Origin of the sequence: Corynebacterium minutissimum (assembly GCF_016889765.1) — a bacterium.
Taxonomy (GTDB): Bacteria; Actinomycetota; Actinomycetes; order Mycobacteriales; family Mycobacteriaceae; genus Corynebacterium; species Corynebacterium minutissimum_B.
In genome coordinates, this window is record NZ_CP069533.1 from 1,550,111 (window position 1) to 1,564,595 (window position 14,485).

Annotated in this window: 14 protein-coding genes; 10 read left to right on the forward strand and 4 right to left on the reverse strand. The window is 59.2% G+C overall.

Annotated elements, in window-relative coordinates; genetic code table 11:
* Positions 1–40 precede the first annotated feature (40 nt).
* Positions 41–1,453 (forward strand): dihydrolipoyl dehydrogenase, encoded by a 1,413-nt coding sequence (gene lpdA, locus I6J26_RS07160; protein ID WP_039673426.1) that lies wholly within the window; start codon positions 41–43, stop codon positions 1,451–1,453.
* 600 nt (positions 1,454–2,053) lie between these two features.
* Here lpdA and ramB read toward each other — a convergent pair.
* Positions 2,054–3,460 (reverse strand): acetate metabolism transcriptional regulator RamB, encoded by a 1,407-nt coding sequence (gene ramB, locus I6J26_RS07165; protein ID WP_115021071.1) that lies wholly within the window; start codon positions 3,458–3,460, stop codon positions 2,054–2,056.
* A 403-nt stretch (positions 3,461–3,863) separates the two neighbouring features.
* On the opposite strand from ramB, the gene I6J26_RS07170 reads away from it, so the two are divergent.
* The 8 genes from I6J26_RS07170 to I6J26_RS07205 all read left to right on the forward strand — a co-directional run bounded on the left by I6J26_RS07170 (position 3,864) and on the right by I6J26_RS07205 (position 11,169).
* Complete coding sequence (locus tag I6J26_RS07170) at positions 3,864–4,619, forward strand: succinate dehydrogenase cytochrome b subunit (protein WP_115021072.1); 756 nt, start codon at positions 3,864–3,866, stop codon at positions 4,617–4,619.
* A gap of 15 nt (positions 4,620–4,634) precedes the next feature.
* The gene (locus tag I6J26_RS07175) at positions 4,635–6,698 is read left to right on the forward strand and encodes a fumarate reductase/succinate dehydrogenase flavoprotein subunit (RefSeq protein WP_115021073.1); all 2,064 of its coding nucleotides are present in this window, start codon (positions 4,635–4,637) and stop codon (positions 6,696–6,698) included.
* Positions 6,698–7,447, forward strand: coding sequence for a succinate dehydrogenase/fumarate reductase iron-sulfur subunit (locus tag I6J26_RS07180; RefSeq protein WP_115021074.1), 750 nt, complete (start codon positions 6,698–6,700; stop codon positions 7,445–7,447). Before I6J26_RS07175 ends, I6J26_RS07180 begins: the two co-directional genes overlap by 1 nt.
* A 47-nt stretch (positions 7,448–7,494) precedes the next feature.
* Complete coding sequence (locus tag I6J26_RS07185) at positions 7,495–7,866, forward strand: hypothetical protein (RefSeq protein WP_115021075.1); 372 nt, start codon at positions 7,495–7,497, stop codon at positions 7,864–7,866.
* A gap of 766 nt (positions 7,867–8,632) precedes the next feature.
* Positions 8,633–9,967, forward strand: a complete 1,335-nt coding sequence (locus tag I6J26_RS07190; RefSeq protein ID WP_115021076.1) for a DUF445 domain-containing protein — start codon at positions 8,633–8,635, stop codon at positions 9,965–9,967.
* Positions 9,968–9,982: 15 nt separating this feature from the next.
* The gene (locus I6J26_RS07195) at positions 9,983–10,435 is read left to right on the forward strand and encodes a CGLAU_01105 family protein (RefSeq protein ID WP_115024213.1); all 453 of its coding nucleotides are present in this window, start codon (positions 9,983–9,985) and stop codon (positions 10,433–10,435) included.
* Positions 10,436–10,438: 3 nt separating this feature from the next.
* On the forward strand, positions 10,439–10,729 hold the full coding sequence (locus I6J26_RS07200) for a DUF2516 family protein (RefSeq protein ID WP_115021077.1): 291 nt from the start codon (positions 10,439–10,441) through the stop codon (positions 10,727–10,729).
* Positions 10,729–11,169: a deoxyribose-phosphate aldolase gene (locus tag I6J26_RS07205; RefSeq protein WP_115021078.1), complete on the forward strand. Its 441-nt coding sequence runs from the start codon at positions 10,729–10,731 to the stop codon at positions 11,167–11,169. Before I6J26_RS07200 ends, I6J26_RS07205 begins: the two co-directional genes overlap by 1 nt.
* Here the strand turns inward: I6J26_RS07205 and I6J26_RS07210 are convergent.
* Genes I6J26_RS07210 through I6J26_RS07220 form a run of 3 tightly spaced genes read right to left on the reverse strand, consistent with a single transcriptional unit; the run spans position 11,166 to position 13,316 of the window.
* Positions 11,166–11,966 (reverse strand): LmeA family phospholipid-binding protein, encoded by an 801-nt coding sequence (locus tag I6J26_RS07210; protein WP_115021079.1) that lies wholly within the window; start codon positions 11,964–11,966, stop codon positions 11,166–11,168. The two genes, I6J26_RS07205 and I6J26_RS07210, sit on opposite strands and share 4 nt — an antisense overlap.
* Positions 11,967–11,989: 23 nt before the next feature.
* Complete coding sequence (locus I6J26_RS07215) at positions 11,990–12,799, reverse strand: class I SAM-dependent methyltransferase (RefSeq protein WP_115021080.1); 810 nt, start codon at positions 12,797–12,799, stop codon at positions 11,990–11,992.
* A gap of 25 nt (positions 12,800–12,824) precedes the next feature.
* Positions 12,825–13,316 (reverse strand): DUF2505 domain-containing protein, encoded by a 492-nt coding sequence (locus I6J26_RS07220; protein ID WP_115021081.1) that lies wholly within the window; start codon positions 13,314–13,316, stop codon positions 12,825–12,827.
* 39 nt (positions 13,317–13,355) lie between these two features.
* Between I6J26_RS07220 and I6J26_RS07225 the strand changes: the two genes are divergently transcribed.
* On the forward strand, positions 13,356–14,453 hold the full coding sequence (locus I6J26_RS07225; RefSeq protein ID WP_181815326.1) for a UDP-N-acetylmuramate dehydrogenase: 1,098 nt from the start codon (positions 13,356–13,358) through the stop codon (positions 14,451–14,453).
* Positions 14,454–14,485: the final 32 nt, after the last annotated feature.

Consider the following 14,485-nt stretch of genomic DNA (forward strand, 5'->3'; position numbering starts at 1 on the left):
TGGTGAGACATCAGGCACAAAGTTCCGTATTCTGTAGGGCGTGACTAATGAACATTTTGACGTTGTAGTACTCGGCGCGGGCCCCGGCGGCTACGTGTCCGCCATCCGCGCTGCCCAGCTGGGCAAGAAGGTTGCTGTTATTGAGAAGCAGTACTGGGGCGGTGTCTGCCTCAACGTGGGCTGCATCCCCTCCAAAGCGCTGCTCAAGAATGCAGAGGTTGCGCACACCTTTAACCACGAGGCCAAGGCCTTTGGCATCTCCGGCGATGTCTCCTTCGACTTCGGCGTAGCGCACAAGCGCTCCCGTAAGGTTTCTGAAGGCATCGTCAAGGGCGTGCACTACCTGATGAAGAAGAACAAGATTACGGAGATTAATGGCCTCGGCTCCTTCAAGGACGCAAAGACCATTGAAATCACCGAAGGTGATGACAAGGGTAAGACCGTTACCTTTGATAACTGCATCATCGCCACGGGTTCCGTCGTTCGCTCCCTTCCGGGCGTGGAAATTGGCGGCAACATCGTGTCCTTCGAGGAGCAGATTCTTAACGACGACGCTCCGGACTCCATGGTGATTGTCGGCGCTGGTGCCATTGGCATGGAGTTTGCCTACGTTCTGGCCAACTACGGCGTGGACGTGACCATCGTGGAGTTCATGGACCGCGTTCTACCGAACGAGGACAAGGATGTTTCCAAGGCCATTGCCAAGGAATACAAGAAGCTCGGCGTGAAGCTCCTGACGGGCTACAAGACCACCGCAATCAAGGACAACGGCGACAACGTCACCGTTGAGGTCGAGTCCAAGGACGGTTCCAAGACCGATACCCTCACCGTGGATCGCTGCATGGTCTCCATCGGCTTCGCTCCGCGCACCGAAGGTTTCGGTTTGGAGAACACCGGCGTTGAGCTCACTGAGCGCGGCGCTATTGCTATCGACGACTACATGCGCACCAACGTTGATGGCATCTACGCCATCGGTGACGTCACCGCGAAGCTGCAGCTCGCCCACGTGGCTGAGGCGCAGGGCGTTGTTGCTGCGGAAGTTATCGCCGGCGCTGAGACGCAGCTGCTCGGTGATTACATGAACATGCCGCGCGCTACCTTCTGCAACCCGCAGGTTGCCTCCTTTGGCTACACCGAGGAGCAGGCGCGTGAGAAGTTCGCTGACCGTGACATCAAGGTTGCGACCTTCCCGTTCTCCGCTAACGGTAAGGCAGCGGGCCTCAACGAGACTGCTGGATTTGTGAAGCTCATTGCCGATGGCGAGTTTGGTGAGCTCATTGGCGGCCACATGGTGGGCTCCAACGTGTCTGAGCTGCTCCCGGAGCTGACCCTGGCACAGCGCTTCGACCTCACCGCTGAGGAAATTGGACGCAATGTCCACACCCACCCGACTCTCTCTGAGGCTATGAAGGAAGCTGCCGAGGGCATCGGTGGCCACATGATCAACCTCTAACAGAGCGCGACCTAGCCCGAGCCGGGATATTCGACTCGGGCAAGGCGGCGCTGACCCTACTGAGAGGCGCGGTCAGAACCGCTAGCAACGCACAAACTCCCCCTCATCCCGATAGGAATCGGAGGTGAGGGGGAGTTTGTTGTTATGCCGCTGTGGCGCCGAAGCACCTCAGCGTGTCCCACTTACTTGAAAAGGTTGGAGGACAGTACGAACGGTGCGCTCACGACGGTGATGAGGAGCTGCCAAACCTGACCAAGTGCGCCTTTTCCGAAGCTGCTCATAATAAAAATCCTTTCTGGAAGTGTTTAACGGTTCGCAGACCACTATAGACGCTTTACGGTGTCAAGATCAGCGAGGTTTTACTGTGAAAAGCTTTAAAAACATGTGATCTAGCTGAAATGGGGCGAATAGTGATAACTATGTGTGCAGGTCACGCGGATAAGTTGTAGGGATCGCCTGCCGTTCAGTGTGCGCCATCCAAAAACGGTCAGGTGGAGAGTCCTCCCCAGCCCTTTTTATTCTTCCTGGTTTACGGTGTAAAGTATGACCATTTTAATTCGGGGTTGGCGCATGGGGATATGCGGAATTACCGCTTCCTAGCTAGTAGGGGGCAATAGCGGAACGGTGAGCGTCGATAACCAGAGCCTCATTGATTGCCGGGAAGGCGCGCTGGGCACAATTCTGTCGGGGGCAGGTGCGGCAGCCGGCGCCAATCGGGGTGGCAGCGGATAGATCTTCTAAGTTGAGTCCCTCGGCATAGACAATGCGGTCAGCGTGGCGGGCTTCGCAGCCCAAGCCAATGGCGAACAGCTTGTTGGTATCGCCAAAGCGGCCTTGCGGGTAACTCACCGTCCGAGAAATCCATAGATAGTTACGGCCATCCGGCATCTGAGCCAACTGACGGGAAATGGTGTTGGGGCGCGAGAAGGACTCGTAGACGTTCCACAGGGGGCACGTGCCGCCAGAGTTGGAAAAGTGTACGCCCGTGGCGGACTGCCGCTTGGACATGTTGCCCGCACGGTCCACGCGTACGAAGGTAAACGGAATTCCGCGCTTGTTGGGTCGCTGGAGAGTAGAGAGGCGTGAGGCAACAGTCTCGTAACCTACACCGAATACATTGCACAGGTACTCCACGTCGTAGCCAGACTGTTCCGCTTCGGCATGAATTAGGCCATAAGGCAATAGTGTGGCAGCGGCGAAGTAGTTGGCAATACCGCGCTTGGCCAGATTGATGGATGCGTCTGAGGTGAACGGCTCTTCATCCACAAGGCTGTCAATGAGAGGGCCGGCTTCGAGAAAACCAAGCTCAGCCGCCATGCGGAAGGCGCGTTGGCCCACGCTAAGGCGACTAGCCAGACGGAATGTGCCGGTTTCGCTATCGAAGCGGTGCAGGGTGCCATCCATGCGGTCAGTAGTGATGATCTCCACGCCGTGCTGGGAGGCGAGCCTATCCCCGAGAGCCTTTTCAATATCGCGAATGTGGAAAGGCGCTACGCCAAGCTCGCTGGCTACGCCCTCTGCATGGATGTCTAGCTCGTCTAGGTAATTCTGACGGGCGTAGAAGAAGTCACGCACTTCGTCGTGAGGCATCGACAGGGCTTGGCTGCCATCAGAGCGGCGTGAATCTGTTGCGAGCGAGAGCTTGTCACGGATATTGCGGTAGCGCCGGTGAATATCGACGAGCGTGCGAGCAACAGTGGGGTGGTTGTACACCAGCTCGGAGAGTTCCTGAAGTTCGACGGGGGAGGGGCAAATCTCCTGATCTTGAACGACATCCTGAATCTCTGCGAGTAGTCGCGAGTCATCATCACGAGAGAAGAAGGTGGCGTCGACGCCAAATACTTCAGTGATGCGGAGTAGGACCGGCACGGTAAGGGGGCGCACATCGTGCTCGATCTGGTTTACATAGCTTGCGGAAAGCCCCAGCGTAGCGGCGAGGGAGGCTTGGCTGAGATCGCGTTCGCGGCGCAGCTGGCGAAGGCGTGAACCTACGTATGTCTTACTCATGTGAGCTAGGTTACCTATTGCCTTTCGGTCATAACAATAGTTTTGCAAATAATGTGTGAAGTATTTTAACTCCGCTGCGAAGCGGGGGTATTCACAGGGAGCAAGAGCTTAAGTGTAGGTGTGCACCTCATGCGAAAGTTTGACACCTAAAGGGGTGAGTTCGTCACTCGCATCACACGCTGTGAGCAAAGTCTCACGGGCGAAATATTTACGCAATGGCAATATTGCGTAAAAGGGAGTGATCAAGGTAAAGCGGCATAACCACATGCGTAACTTAGGTGATCCATACCTCAAGTATTTTCTGCGGGTGGAGCGAGTGTGGGTAGGCGGTGCCATCTGGCGGGGATTTAACTAGTGGCCAGCGCGAAGTCCTGCGTAAGGTAAGGACGACTATGGAGGTGTCATGTCTGTAAAAAATCCTGACCGTGAAGCCCTCGCTCACGGCCGCATTACTAATGAAACGATTCGTCCTAAGCCGGGAATTCCCTCCTGGGCTTTGAAGCTGACGATGGCTATTACCGGTCTGTTCTTTGCCCTCTTCGTAGTGGGTCACATGGCTGGAAACCTGAAGCTGTACCTGCCGGCTCATGACGGCCAGGAAGCTATCGATGCCTATGGTGCATTCCTGCGCAGTATGGGTGATCCGCTGATTCCGAGCGGCCACCTTCTGTGGATTATCCGCATCGTGCTGCTGGCCTGCGTTATCGCCCACATCTACGGTGCCTTCGCCCTGACGGCTCGTTCTAAGGCAGCTCGTGGCAAGTTCAAGCGCACCAACCTCATGGGTGGCCTGGACTCCTTCGCCACCAAGACCATGCTGGTTACTGGCGTTGTGCTGCTTCTCTTCATCGTCTTCCACATCCTGGACCTGACCATGGGTGTGCAGCCGGTGGCCCCAGAGGCTTTCGTCCACGGCGCAGTGAAGGCCAACATGATTGCTACCTTCTCGCGCTGGCCGGTGACCATCATCTACGTCATCGCTATGCTCTGCCTCTTCCTGCACCTCACCCACGGCATTCGTCTTGCAGCGTCTGACCTGGGCATCACTGGTGCAAAGTGGCGCGAGGTCTTTGTCGTCCTGGCGTACGTCGTCCCGGCCGTCGTGTGCCTGGCGAACATCGTTATGCCGTTGTCCGTCGCCCTGGGCTGGGTCAGCTAAAGGAGTTTTGAACCCATGACTAACGCGAATCCCGTGTCTGCCGCGAACGCAAACGAGAATGCGAACGCGAACACTGATCTGAAGCGCGAGCACCCCAACTTCTCGCACCCGCAGTCCGTCGTCCCGGGCGTCAAGCCGGGCCGCATCTTGGAGTCCCATGAGCCGCACGGCGTCCCGATGAAGGACATGTGGAGCTACCAAAAGGACCACATGGAGCTCGTCTCCCCGCTGAACCGCCGCAAGTTCGAAATCATCGTTGTGGGTACCGGCCTGGCTGCTGGTTCCGCTGCGGCTGCGCTGGGCGAGCTGGGTTACAAGGTAAAGGTCTTCACCTACCACGATTCTCCACGTCGTGCGCACTCCATTGCTGCGCAGGGTGGTGTGAACTCGTCCCGCCACAAGAAGGTGGATAACGACTCTGCTTACCGCCACACCAAGGACACCGTGAAGGGCGGCGACTACCGCTGCCGCGAGTCCGACTGCTGGCGCTTGGCCACCGAGTCCATCCGCGTCATCGACCACATGAACGCCATCGGTGCTCCGTTCGCTCGCGAGTACGGCGGCACCCTGGCTACCCGTTCCTTCGGTGGTGTTCAGGTCTCCCGTACCTACTACACCCGTGGCCAAACAGGCCAGCAGCTGCAGCTGTCCACCACTTCTGCGCTCTACCGCCAGATTGGTCTGGGCAACGTGGAGCTCTTTGCTCACCACGACCTGCAGGACATCATCACCTACAACGACGGTGGCAAGAAGCGCGCCGGCGGTATCGTGACCCGTAACCTCATTACCGGCGAGCTCAAGGCCTTCACTGGCCACGCAGTCATCCTCGGTACCGGCGGTTACGGCAACGTGTACCACATGTCCACGTTGGCCAAGAACTCCAACGCTGGCGCCATGATGCGCGCCTACGAGAACGGTGCATACCTGGCCTCCCCGGCGTTCATCCAGTTCCACCCGACTGGCCTGCCGGTCAACTCCGAGTGGCAGTCCAAGACCATCCTCATGTCCGAGTCCCTTCGTAACGACGGCCGCATCTGGTCTCCGATTAAGGAGAAGGATGACCGTCCGGCTAATGAGATTCCGGAAGAGGAGCGCGACTACTTCCTGGAGCGCCGCTACCCGGCCTTCGGTAACCTCGTCCCGCGTGACGTGGCATCCCGTGCTATCTCCCAGCAGATCAACAAGGGCCTGGGTGTTGGACCGCTGCACAACTCGGTGTACCTGGACTTCCGCGACGCTATTGAGCGCCTGGGCAAGGACAAGATTCGTGAGCGCTACTCCAACCTCATCGAAATGTACGAAGAGGCCATTGGTGAGTCTGCGTACGAGACGCCGATGCGTATTGCCCCGACCTGCCACTTCACCATGGGTGGCCTGTGGACCGACTTCAACGAGATGACCACCATCGACGGCCTCTTCGCTGCTGGTGAGTGCTCCTGGACCTACCACGGCGCTAACCGCCTGGGCGCCAACTCGCTGCTGTCCGCTTCTGTTGACGGTTGGTTCACCCTGCCGTTCACCATCCCGAACTACCTGGCTGATCACCTCGGTGAGGAGAAGCTGGCTGAGGATTCCGCCGAAGCTGCTGAGACCATCGCCCGTGCACAGGCACGTATCGAGCGTCTCATGACGGTAAATGGTAATGATCCGCACGGCCCGGCCCACTACCACCGTCAGCTTGGTGACATCCTTTACTGGGGTTGCGGTGTTTCGCGTAACGTTGAGGACCTCAAGGTCGCCATCGAGAAGATCCGCGCCCTGCGCGAGGACTTCTGGGCCAACGTTCGTATCCCGGGTGACGTTAACGACATGAACCAGGTTCTCGAGTACGGCCTTCGCGTCGCCGACTACATCGACCTGGGTGAGCTCATGTGTGTTGACGCTCTCGACCGTGACGAGTCCTGTGGTGCTCACTTCCGCGAGGACCACCTCACCGAGGACGGCGAGGCCGAGCGTGATGATGAGAACTGGTGCTTCGTCTCCGCATGGGAGCCGGGCGCTGCTGAGGGCGAATTCATCCGCCACGCCGAGCCGCTGTACTTTGATTCGATCCCGCTGATGACAAGGAACTACAAGTAATGAAACTGACACTTGAGATCTGGCGTCAAGCCGGACCGACGCAAGAAGGTAAGTTCGAGACCGTACAGGTTGATGACGCCGCCGAGCAGATGTCCGTCCTGGAGCTGCTCGACCACGTCAATGAAGGACTCATTGAAGCTGGCAAGGAGCCTTTCGCATTCGCTTCTGACTGCCGTGAGGGCATCTGTGGTACCTGTGGCCTTCTGGTCAATGGTCGCCCGCACGGCCCGGGCCAGAACACCCCGGCCTGCCAGCAGCGCATGTTCCAGTTCAAGGATGGCGACACCATTAAGCTGGAGCCTTTCCGCTCCGCTGCCTACCCGGTTATCAAGGACATGATCGTGGACCGCGCCAAGCTGGACCATGTCATGGAGCAGGGCGGCTACGTGTCCATGGATGCGGGTACCGCTCCGGATGCTGACACCCTGCACATCAACCACCAGACCTCCGAGTACGCGCTGGACCACGCTGCCTGCATCGGCTGTGGCGCTTGCGTGGCATCCTGCCCGAACGGTGCTGCCCACCTGTTCACCGGTGCCAAGCTGGTTCACCTCTCCCTCATGCCTCTGGGCAAGGAAGAGCGTGGCCGCCGTGCCCGCAACATGGTGGACGATCTGGAGCAGAACTTCGGCCACTGCTCGCTCTACGGTGAGTGTGCCGACGTGTGCCCGGCTGGCGTCCCGCTGACCGCTGTGTCTGCAGTTACCCGCGAACGTGCACGGGCTGCTTTCCGCGGCAAGGACGACTAAGCTATAGTCATTCACAGGATTAACAGGAACGAGAGAAAGTTTCAGCCATGAGCGACCTCAACCCGGCAGTAGCTGATCACCACAGCGAGACCTACCCGGAGTTCTCCGGCAAGATTCAGGACTCCTACATCGAGGGTTACGACCCCGTGTCCTACGGTGCACCGCACTCTTCTCTGCTGCGTACCTCCACGTGGGTAGGCATGGGCCTGATTCTCTCGCTTCTGCCGGCAGCTGGCATCCTTATTTGGGGCCTTGGCACCTGGCAGTTCCCGCAGGGCATTGCCGGTGCTGACTACCAGCCGAACATCATCGTGGGTGCTATCTCCCTCGTTGTTATCGCTGTCCTGGCCATCGGTGCCATTCACTTCGGCCGCCGCTACTACCGCCAGTACCGTAAGGAAACCGGCCGCATCAACTAGGCACCTCCTAGGACGTTGAACGCCTAAGTTTCTGTACTGCCGCAACAACCCCCACCTCCAAACACATGGGAGACCATGTGAGGAGGTGGGGGTTGCTGGCGTTTCGGGCTAGGTGTGCGGGAGGGGATTTACAAAGAAGAAGGCAGGGAGTTGGGCGCTTGGCGACGTCAAAAGCTGCAATAAGCTTCGATCGATCACACTGTGCTGTTAACCGTACGCACTAAAGAGAAGTATCTTCGTGCTGCTTCCTCTTATCATTTTTGGATCCTGCTAATGCAACCATGAAAAGAATGGCAGATGCCGCCACCTGGGTTCCCGTTACCCATAGAAAATTCGTTAGGTTGATAACACCGAACGCGAGGAACCCTGCTGTAACTACTACGATTCCGAGGGGAATCAGGGAACGAGACATTGGGACATGCATCTTATTTGCTCCTAAACTGCCCCCGGCAACCTGTGTTGTTGGTCGTGAGCGATTCATAAAATTCGCTCTATGAGGGCCTTGAATTAAGGCTACTGGCCCCTTCCAGGCACGTCAAGGGATAAGGAGAAAAGCGCAAAAGTCGGTTTCGCTTATTTCTAGAATCGTTTCGCAAGTGTGTGCTGCGCAAGACCATCGCGTACTTCGCGGCTTACTGTATGGAAGGCTATGTGGCTTAACCTTCCTAATTCAGTGTGCCCTTGTACCAACTAGTGTTGTTCAGTGGAATTGAAGATGACATGTGCCCATTCCTTTTAGCTTCTAAGACCCCAAGGAGAACCACCCATGACGCACCGCGCAGACGCAGGGCTTGAGCTGGCGCAGGAAACGTCGGCGTCGCAGACGTCGTTTGTGCCGCAGCCAGGAAACCAGGAGGCGCGCCGGGCGGACCTGCGCCGCTGGAAGGCGATTGCGCTGTCCTTCCTGATTGGTGCGGCGGTGATCTTTTTGGGGTGCTCGTGGTGGCAGGCGTCGGCAAGCGGGGCTCCTGTCTGGGTGGGCTACGTGCGCGCGGCGGCGGAGGCCGGGATGGTCGGTGGATTGGCGGACTGGTTTGCCGTGACCGCGCTGTTCCGCCGGCCGATGGGCCTGCCCATCCCGCACACGGCGCTTATCCCGAACAACAAGGACCGCGTGGGTGATGCGCTCAAGGACTTTGTGGAGGAGAACTTCCTTACCGCGGATGCGCTCAGCGCCAAGGTGCGGGAGACAGAGATACCGCTGTGGCTGGCGCGCCAGGGTGTGGAACCCGGCAAGGCGGAGGAGGTCTCCGCGTGGATTGGGCAGCGTGCGGCCAGTGTCGTATCGGATTTGGATGCGGCGGAGGCGGAGCACTTCATTAAGACCCAAGTGATGGACCGCCTCGCTGAACCCGAATGGGGCCCGCCGCTGGGTAGGCTGTTGGAGGGCTACATTGCGGACGGCAAGGCACGGCCGCTGGAGGATGACCTCATCGAGTGGGCACACGGCAAGATTCTTGGCATGGAATCCACAGTGGTCACCGCTATTGATGAGCGCATGCCTGGCTGGGCGCCGCGCTTTGCCCGCGAGATGGTGGGGGAGAAGGTCTACGCTGAACTCGTGGAATTCGCCGATGAGGTTCGCCGCAACGGCAACCACGAGGCCCGCCTAGCCATTCGCCGCAACCTGTCCAAGCTGGCTTCGGACCTGCAGTGGGACGAGGACATGCGCGGGCGCATTGAGGGCATTAAGCAGGAGATGCTGGCCTCCGAGCAGGCACAGAAGGCACCGGCTGCGATGTGGGCGACGGTCTCCTCCACGCTCATTGAGCAACTCACCGACCCGGAGTCCTTCCTGCGCCAGAAGATCACCGCCAAGGTGAAGGAGTTGGCGCACCGCTTGCTGGAGGATTCGGAGTTCCTGGCCCAAGCCAACGAGCTTGTGGACAAGGCCGCGCGCTATGCCGTGGAGAAGTTTGCGCCGGAGATTATCGCGATTATTCCGGAAACCATCAAGCGCTGGGATGCGGAGGAAGCGTCTCAGAATATTGAGCTCATGGTGGGCAAAGACTTACAGTTTATTCGTCTCAACGGCACGGTTGTGGGTGCACTAGCCGGACTGGTTATCTACACTGTTAATCACCTGCTTTTTGGTATCTAACAAGGAGTTATGACCATGTCCGTATTTGACTCAATCAAGAACGCTGGAAGCTCTGCTTTTGATGTGGCCAAAGACTTCGGCGGCCGCTTTAAGGAGGAACGCCAGCGCCAAGCACAAAGTGCGCAGGCAGACCGTATTGCCCGCGCGGCTGACGCCTCAGGTATGGGTGATGGCACTGCGAAGGAAGAATCTTTTATTGACCGCGTAACCTCCACTGCGAAGGACTTGGGTGAATCGGTCTCCTCCGCCGCACGGGAGACCCGTAAGTCGGAGTCTTTTGAAAAAGCCCGCACGGATTTCAACACCGCCTTCAACGAGACCCGTGACGGCGTGCAGGGAGCTATCAACAACGCCAAGGATCAGCGCGCTGAGCGCCCTGAGACGCAGGAGCCGCAGGGCCCGCGTAATCCGTACGCCCCGAAGCAGAACGACAACATTATTGACGGCGAAATCGTCGACGAGAACTAATTAATGCACACTTTTCTTAACATCATTGCGTGGATACCGCACTACATTTTCATGGCGGTATCCCTCTTTGCCCTCATTGGTGCCGTTCTGGCGGCGATGACGCGGGAGGATGCCTTCCGCGCCGGTGACCGCCAGAACAAGTGGGTATGGGTCGGGCTGCTCTTTGGTTCCGCCGTATTGATGAACCTGCCACTGCCTTTCGTCAGCTGGATTGGTGCCATCATCACTGGCCTGTACTGGTTCGATGTGCGCCCACAACTCAAGGCCATCATCAACGGCGATTACTCCTACTAATGCGCAGTCTTCTTCAAGCCTCCTTTGAGGAGGTACGTGCACAGTCGCCCGGCCGGCGCGTGGTTGTCTCGCCGCATCATGTCATGGCGGCCGCGGAGGCCGAGCACATCATTTCAGTTGCCGGCTATCCCAGTGGGCGCCATCACTCCTTGGTCAAGGCCGCAGAGGCGCGGTTGGCCGTGCAATCAGGTGCCGCGGAGGTGTGGGTTGCGGTGGATGCACTGCTTGGTGATACCACCTCGCTCCTCTCTGAGCTCGTCACCCTCCGCGAGGCCTGCCCGCTGCCCGTGCGTCTGGGGCTTATTCTCCCTGTGGACCCAGCCCTGTCCTATGAGGACCTTGCGCGAACCGCTGAGCAGGCGGGGTATCAGTGCCTCGTCGTGTCAGACGACGGCACCTTGCCGGAGCTGGATACCCAGCTTCCCTTTGAGCGTTTTTAGCCCGCAGGAGTGGACGCTGGTGCCGGTGCCGTGGCGGCATCGAGCTCGCTCATCGGCACGTCGTGTCCAATCATCGTGAGAGTGACCTCACCAGCACCAACGTCGACGGATTCGAAGGTCAGCTGCTGACCAGCGAGCTGCTCTTCCATGCCCTCCGCTAAGGCGTTGGAGATAGCATCCGTGGCCTGACCAGGGAGATCAAAGCCGAAAAGCGATGCATTTTCTGCATCGATGGCGAGCTTGCCGTCGCGGACCTCCGGCTTAAGGGCGAGCGTGGCCAAGCCGCCGGCGAATTCGACGTTGAGGTCATCCTCGGCGTCGTTGGCGGTAATGGCGGTGACGACGAGGTTACCCAGGGTGTCATAGCCGGACTGGTCTGCAATGGCCTTCTGGAAGCTCGCGAGCAGGAATTGGTCCGGCACCGTGGTCGAAGCACGCAGCGTGCCCGCCACCGGTTCCTTGGACAGAGTCATGTCTTCGACGTGAACATCGGCCGCCGGTTGTCCGGTGATGGTGGTGCCTTCAATCTTCAACGTGGACGGGGTCTTCATGTCCATCTGCGGGATTTTGCCGTTGAGCATGCCGAAGACCATGGGGCTAGCGCCAAAGCTCACCTCCGGTTCTTCCGAGGTCTCCACGCCCTGTTCCTTGGCGGACTGCACGAACTGATCTTTCATCTGGGTGCCAAGGAACCAGCGCAGGCCGAGCTCTGCTACCAAGATGATGAGCAGGAGTGCCACGAGCACGCCGATGAAGATTTTCCAGGCCGTTGCGGCGGGAGATTTAGAAGAAGCCATGACTACTAGTGTGGCGCACTGGCTTAAAGTCCGCCAACTACAACGTCCCAATCCACTGTGAGCACGTTATCCCGCAGGCGGCGATGGACCGGGTGGAGGGGAATGGTGTGCTGGAGCTGTTCGCGCGCCATGCGCCAGCGCACCCGCGGACCGTAGGGAGCCCAGCCGGCGGCGCGGTCCCAGGCGTCGTCGGCCGCCTGCAAGAGCTCATGGATCGGCTCGCCGGGCACATTTTTATGGATGAGGATTTTGGGCAGGCGTTCCGCGATATCGCTGGGGCGCTCAACGTCAAAAGGATCCCAGGCGAGGGTCAGGGAGCGGGGACCTGAGACGTCGAGAAGCACCCAGGCGGCCCTGCGCCCCAACTCATCGCAGGTTCCCTCCACGAAGAACCCGCCGGGTGCCAAGCGCGACGTCACTGTGTCCCAAGCTTTTTCCACTTGGTCGACGTCATACTGGCGCAGCACATTGAAGGCGCGCACCAGCTGCGGGCGGTAGCCGGCCAGTTCGAAGCCGCCCAGTTCAAAGGTGACGCCATCGCGCGGCGGCAGCACGCGTTCCGGGGAAATCTCGAGTCCCGTCACGCGCGTGCGGGGATTAACACTGCGCAGCCAGCCGGCCCACTCCACCGTGGTGGTATGCGAGGCACCGTAGCCCACGTCGAGCGCCAGCGGCTCATCCGTGGAGCGCAGCAGGGAAGAAATCTCCGGGTGCGCCACCATCCAGCGATCACAGCGGCGCAGACGATTGGGGTTGGTGGTACCCCGGGTAACCACGCCAAAAGGCCGACCAGCGCTTTCCTGTGCTCGCAGGTTATGCGCGTGATCGGCCATGACAGTAACGGAAGGTGTTACACGTTTAGAGGTTGTTGGAGATCCACTCTTCGGTGAGCTTGCCCTCGTTGGTGTAGAGCTCCTGCAGGGCCTCAGCCACCTTCGGCTCAATGGCAGCGCCCATCATCGGAATGTTGACGGAGACCTCAGAGACGTAGTCAAGAGCGGTGCTCTCGCCCTGGCCCTTGTAGGTGATGTCACCCTTGAAGTCGACCGGGGTGCCCTTGACGCCAGCGGTGAAGGAGACGGACATCTGGTCATCGACAACCTCGCCGATGGTTACGGTGCGCTTTTCCTTGAGGTCCTGGGAGACCATGGCGCGAACAGCTTCCGGCAGGAGGGACGTCGGCAGAATTTCGTAGAGCACAGCGGTGTTGCCGGTGAACTCGTGCACGGTACCCGGTTCCGGGGACAGCTTGGCCACGATGAAGTCCCAGTACTCCTGAGTGGTCAGTGCCTTGTGCACCTTATCGATGGGCTGGTTGATGATAACGGTGTTTTCGCTACGGGTTGACATGAGTTACAGACTACCTTGGTAGGCGTGCTAGATAAATTCATGACTCTCGCTGAACTAGACGGTGTCACTCTCGATTCCGAGACCACCTTTGCCGATCTCACCACCCTGCGCATTGGCGGCGCCCCGCTGGTGGCGGTGCGGTGCGCCAGTGCTGAGTCGGCGGTTGCGGCCTTGGCCGCGCTTGACGACGCCTCCCAGGACTACCTCGTCGTCGGCGGCGGCTCCAACCTGGTCGTGGCAGAAGGCCAGCTCGATGTCGTGGTGGTCATCCTCGACTTTGAGGACATCGATGCCTCCGTGGCGGATGGAATTGTCCGTGCTGATGCCGGCGCGGTGTGGGATGACGCCGTGGCGCTGTCCGTGGACTGCGGCCTGGGCGGTATTGAGTGTCTCTCCGGCATCCCGGGCAATGCCGGTGCCGTGCCGGTGCAGAACGTGGGCGCGTACGGCGCTGAGACATCCGACGTCCTCACGCAGGTCTACCTTTATGAGCGCGCTACGCGCACGGCGAAGTGGGTACCGGCGGAAGAATTAGAGCTGGCCTATCGCTACTCCAACCTGAAGTTCACCGGACGTGGAGTGGTGCTGGCCATCGAACTGCAGCTGACCACCGATGGACTGTCCAAGCCCCTGCGCTTTGGCCAGCTCACCCAGAACCCCGGTGAGCGCCGCCCCGTCGCCGAAGTCCGCGAGGAGGTGCTGGCGCTGCGACGCAGCAAGGGCATGGTGCTCGACCCAGAAGACCACGACACTTGGTCAGCCGGTTCCTTCTTTACCAACCCCATCGTGGGGCCGCAGCTAGCTGATTCCATCCAGGAAGCCGTCCGCGCTTCCCGTGGCGACGAGGATGCGGACCACATGCCGCGCCATGCGGTGCCTTCTACCACGTCGGAGAAAAAGGAAAAACTCTCCGCTGCCTGGCTCATCGAACGCGCCGGCTTTGCCAAGGGCTACCCAGGTGTCGAGACCAGTGCACGCGCAACGCTATCCACCAAGCACACCCTGGCCCTGACCAACCGCGGTGAGGCCACCGCAGAAGACATCGTCGCCCTTGCCCGCGAAATCCGCGCCGGGGTTCAGAAGGCCTTCGGTGTGACGCTGGAGCCGGAGCCCATCTGGCTAGGGGTAGAAATATAAGTACGAAATATTTAAAATAGCGTTGAATTGCT

Bases quoted from the DNA above. Each gene is read 5' to 3' on its own strand.
- I6J26_RS07170 (WP_115021072.1), top strand. From the start codon at position 3,864: ATGTCTGTAAAAAATCCTGACCGTGAAGCCCTCGCTCACGGCCGCATT.
- I6J26_RS07185 (WP_115021075.1), top strand. From the start codon at position 7,495: ATGAGCGACCTCAACCCGGCAGTAGCTGATCACCACAGCGAGACCTAC.
- I6J26_RS07195 (WP_115024213.1), top strand. From the start codon at position 9,983: ATGTCCGTATTTGACTCAATCAAGAACGCTGGAAGCTCTGCTTTTGAT.
- I6J26_RS07220 (WP_115021081.1), bottom strand. From the start codon at position 13,316: ATGTCAACCCGTAGCGAAAACACCGTTATCATCAACCAGCCCATCGAT.
- ramB (WP_115021071.1), bottom strand. From the start codon at position 3,460: ATGAGTAAGACATACGTAGGTTCACGCCTTCGCCAGCTGCGCCGCGAA.
- I6J26_RS07180 (WP_115021074.1), top strand. From the start codon at position 6,698: ATGAAACTGACACTTGAGATCTGGCGTCAAGCCGGACCGACGCAAGAA.
- I6J26_RS07210 (WP_115021079.1), bottom strand. From the start codon at position 11,966: ATGGCTTCTTCTAAATCTCCCGCCGCAACGGCCTGGAAAATCTTCATC.
- I6J26_RS07215 (WP_115021080.1), bottom strand. From the start codon at position 12,799: ATGGCCGATCACGCGCATAACCTGCGAGCACAGGAAAGCGCTGGTCGG.
- I6J26_RS07175 (WP_115021073.1), top strand. From the start codon at position 4,635: ATGACTAACGCGAATCCCGTGTCTGCCGCGAACGCAAACGAGAATGCG.
- I6J26_RS07190 (WP_115021076.1), top strand. From the start codon at position 8,633: ATGACGCACCGCGCAGACGCAGGGCTTGAGCTGGCGCAGGAAACGTCG.
- I6J26_RS07205 (WP_115021078.1), top strand. From the start codon at position 10,729: ATGCGCAGTCTTCTTCAAGCCTCCTTTGAGGAGGTACGTGCACAGTCG.
- I6J26_RS07225 (WP_181815326.1), top strand. From the start codon at position 13,356: ATGACTCTCGCTGAACTAGACGGTGTCACTCTCGATTCCGAGACCACC.
- I6J26_RS07200 (WP_115021077.1), top strand. From the start codon at position 10,439: ATGCACACTTTTCTTAACATCATTGCGTGGATACCGCACTACATTTTC.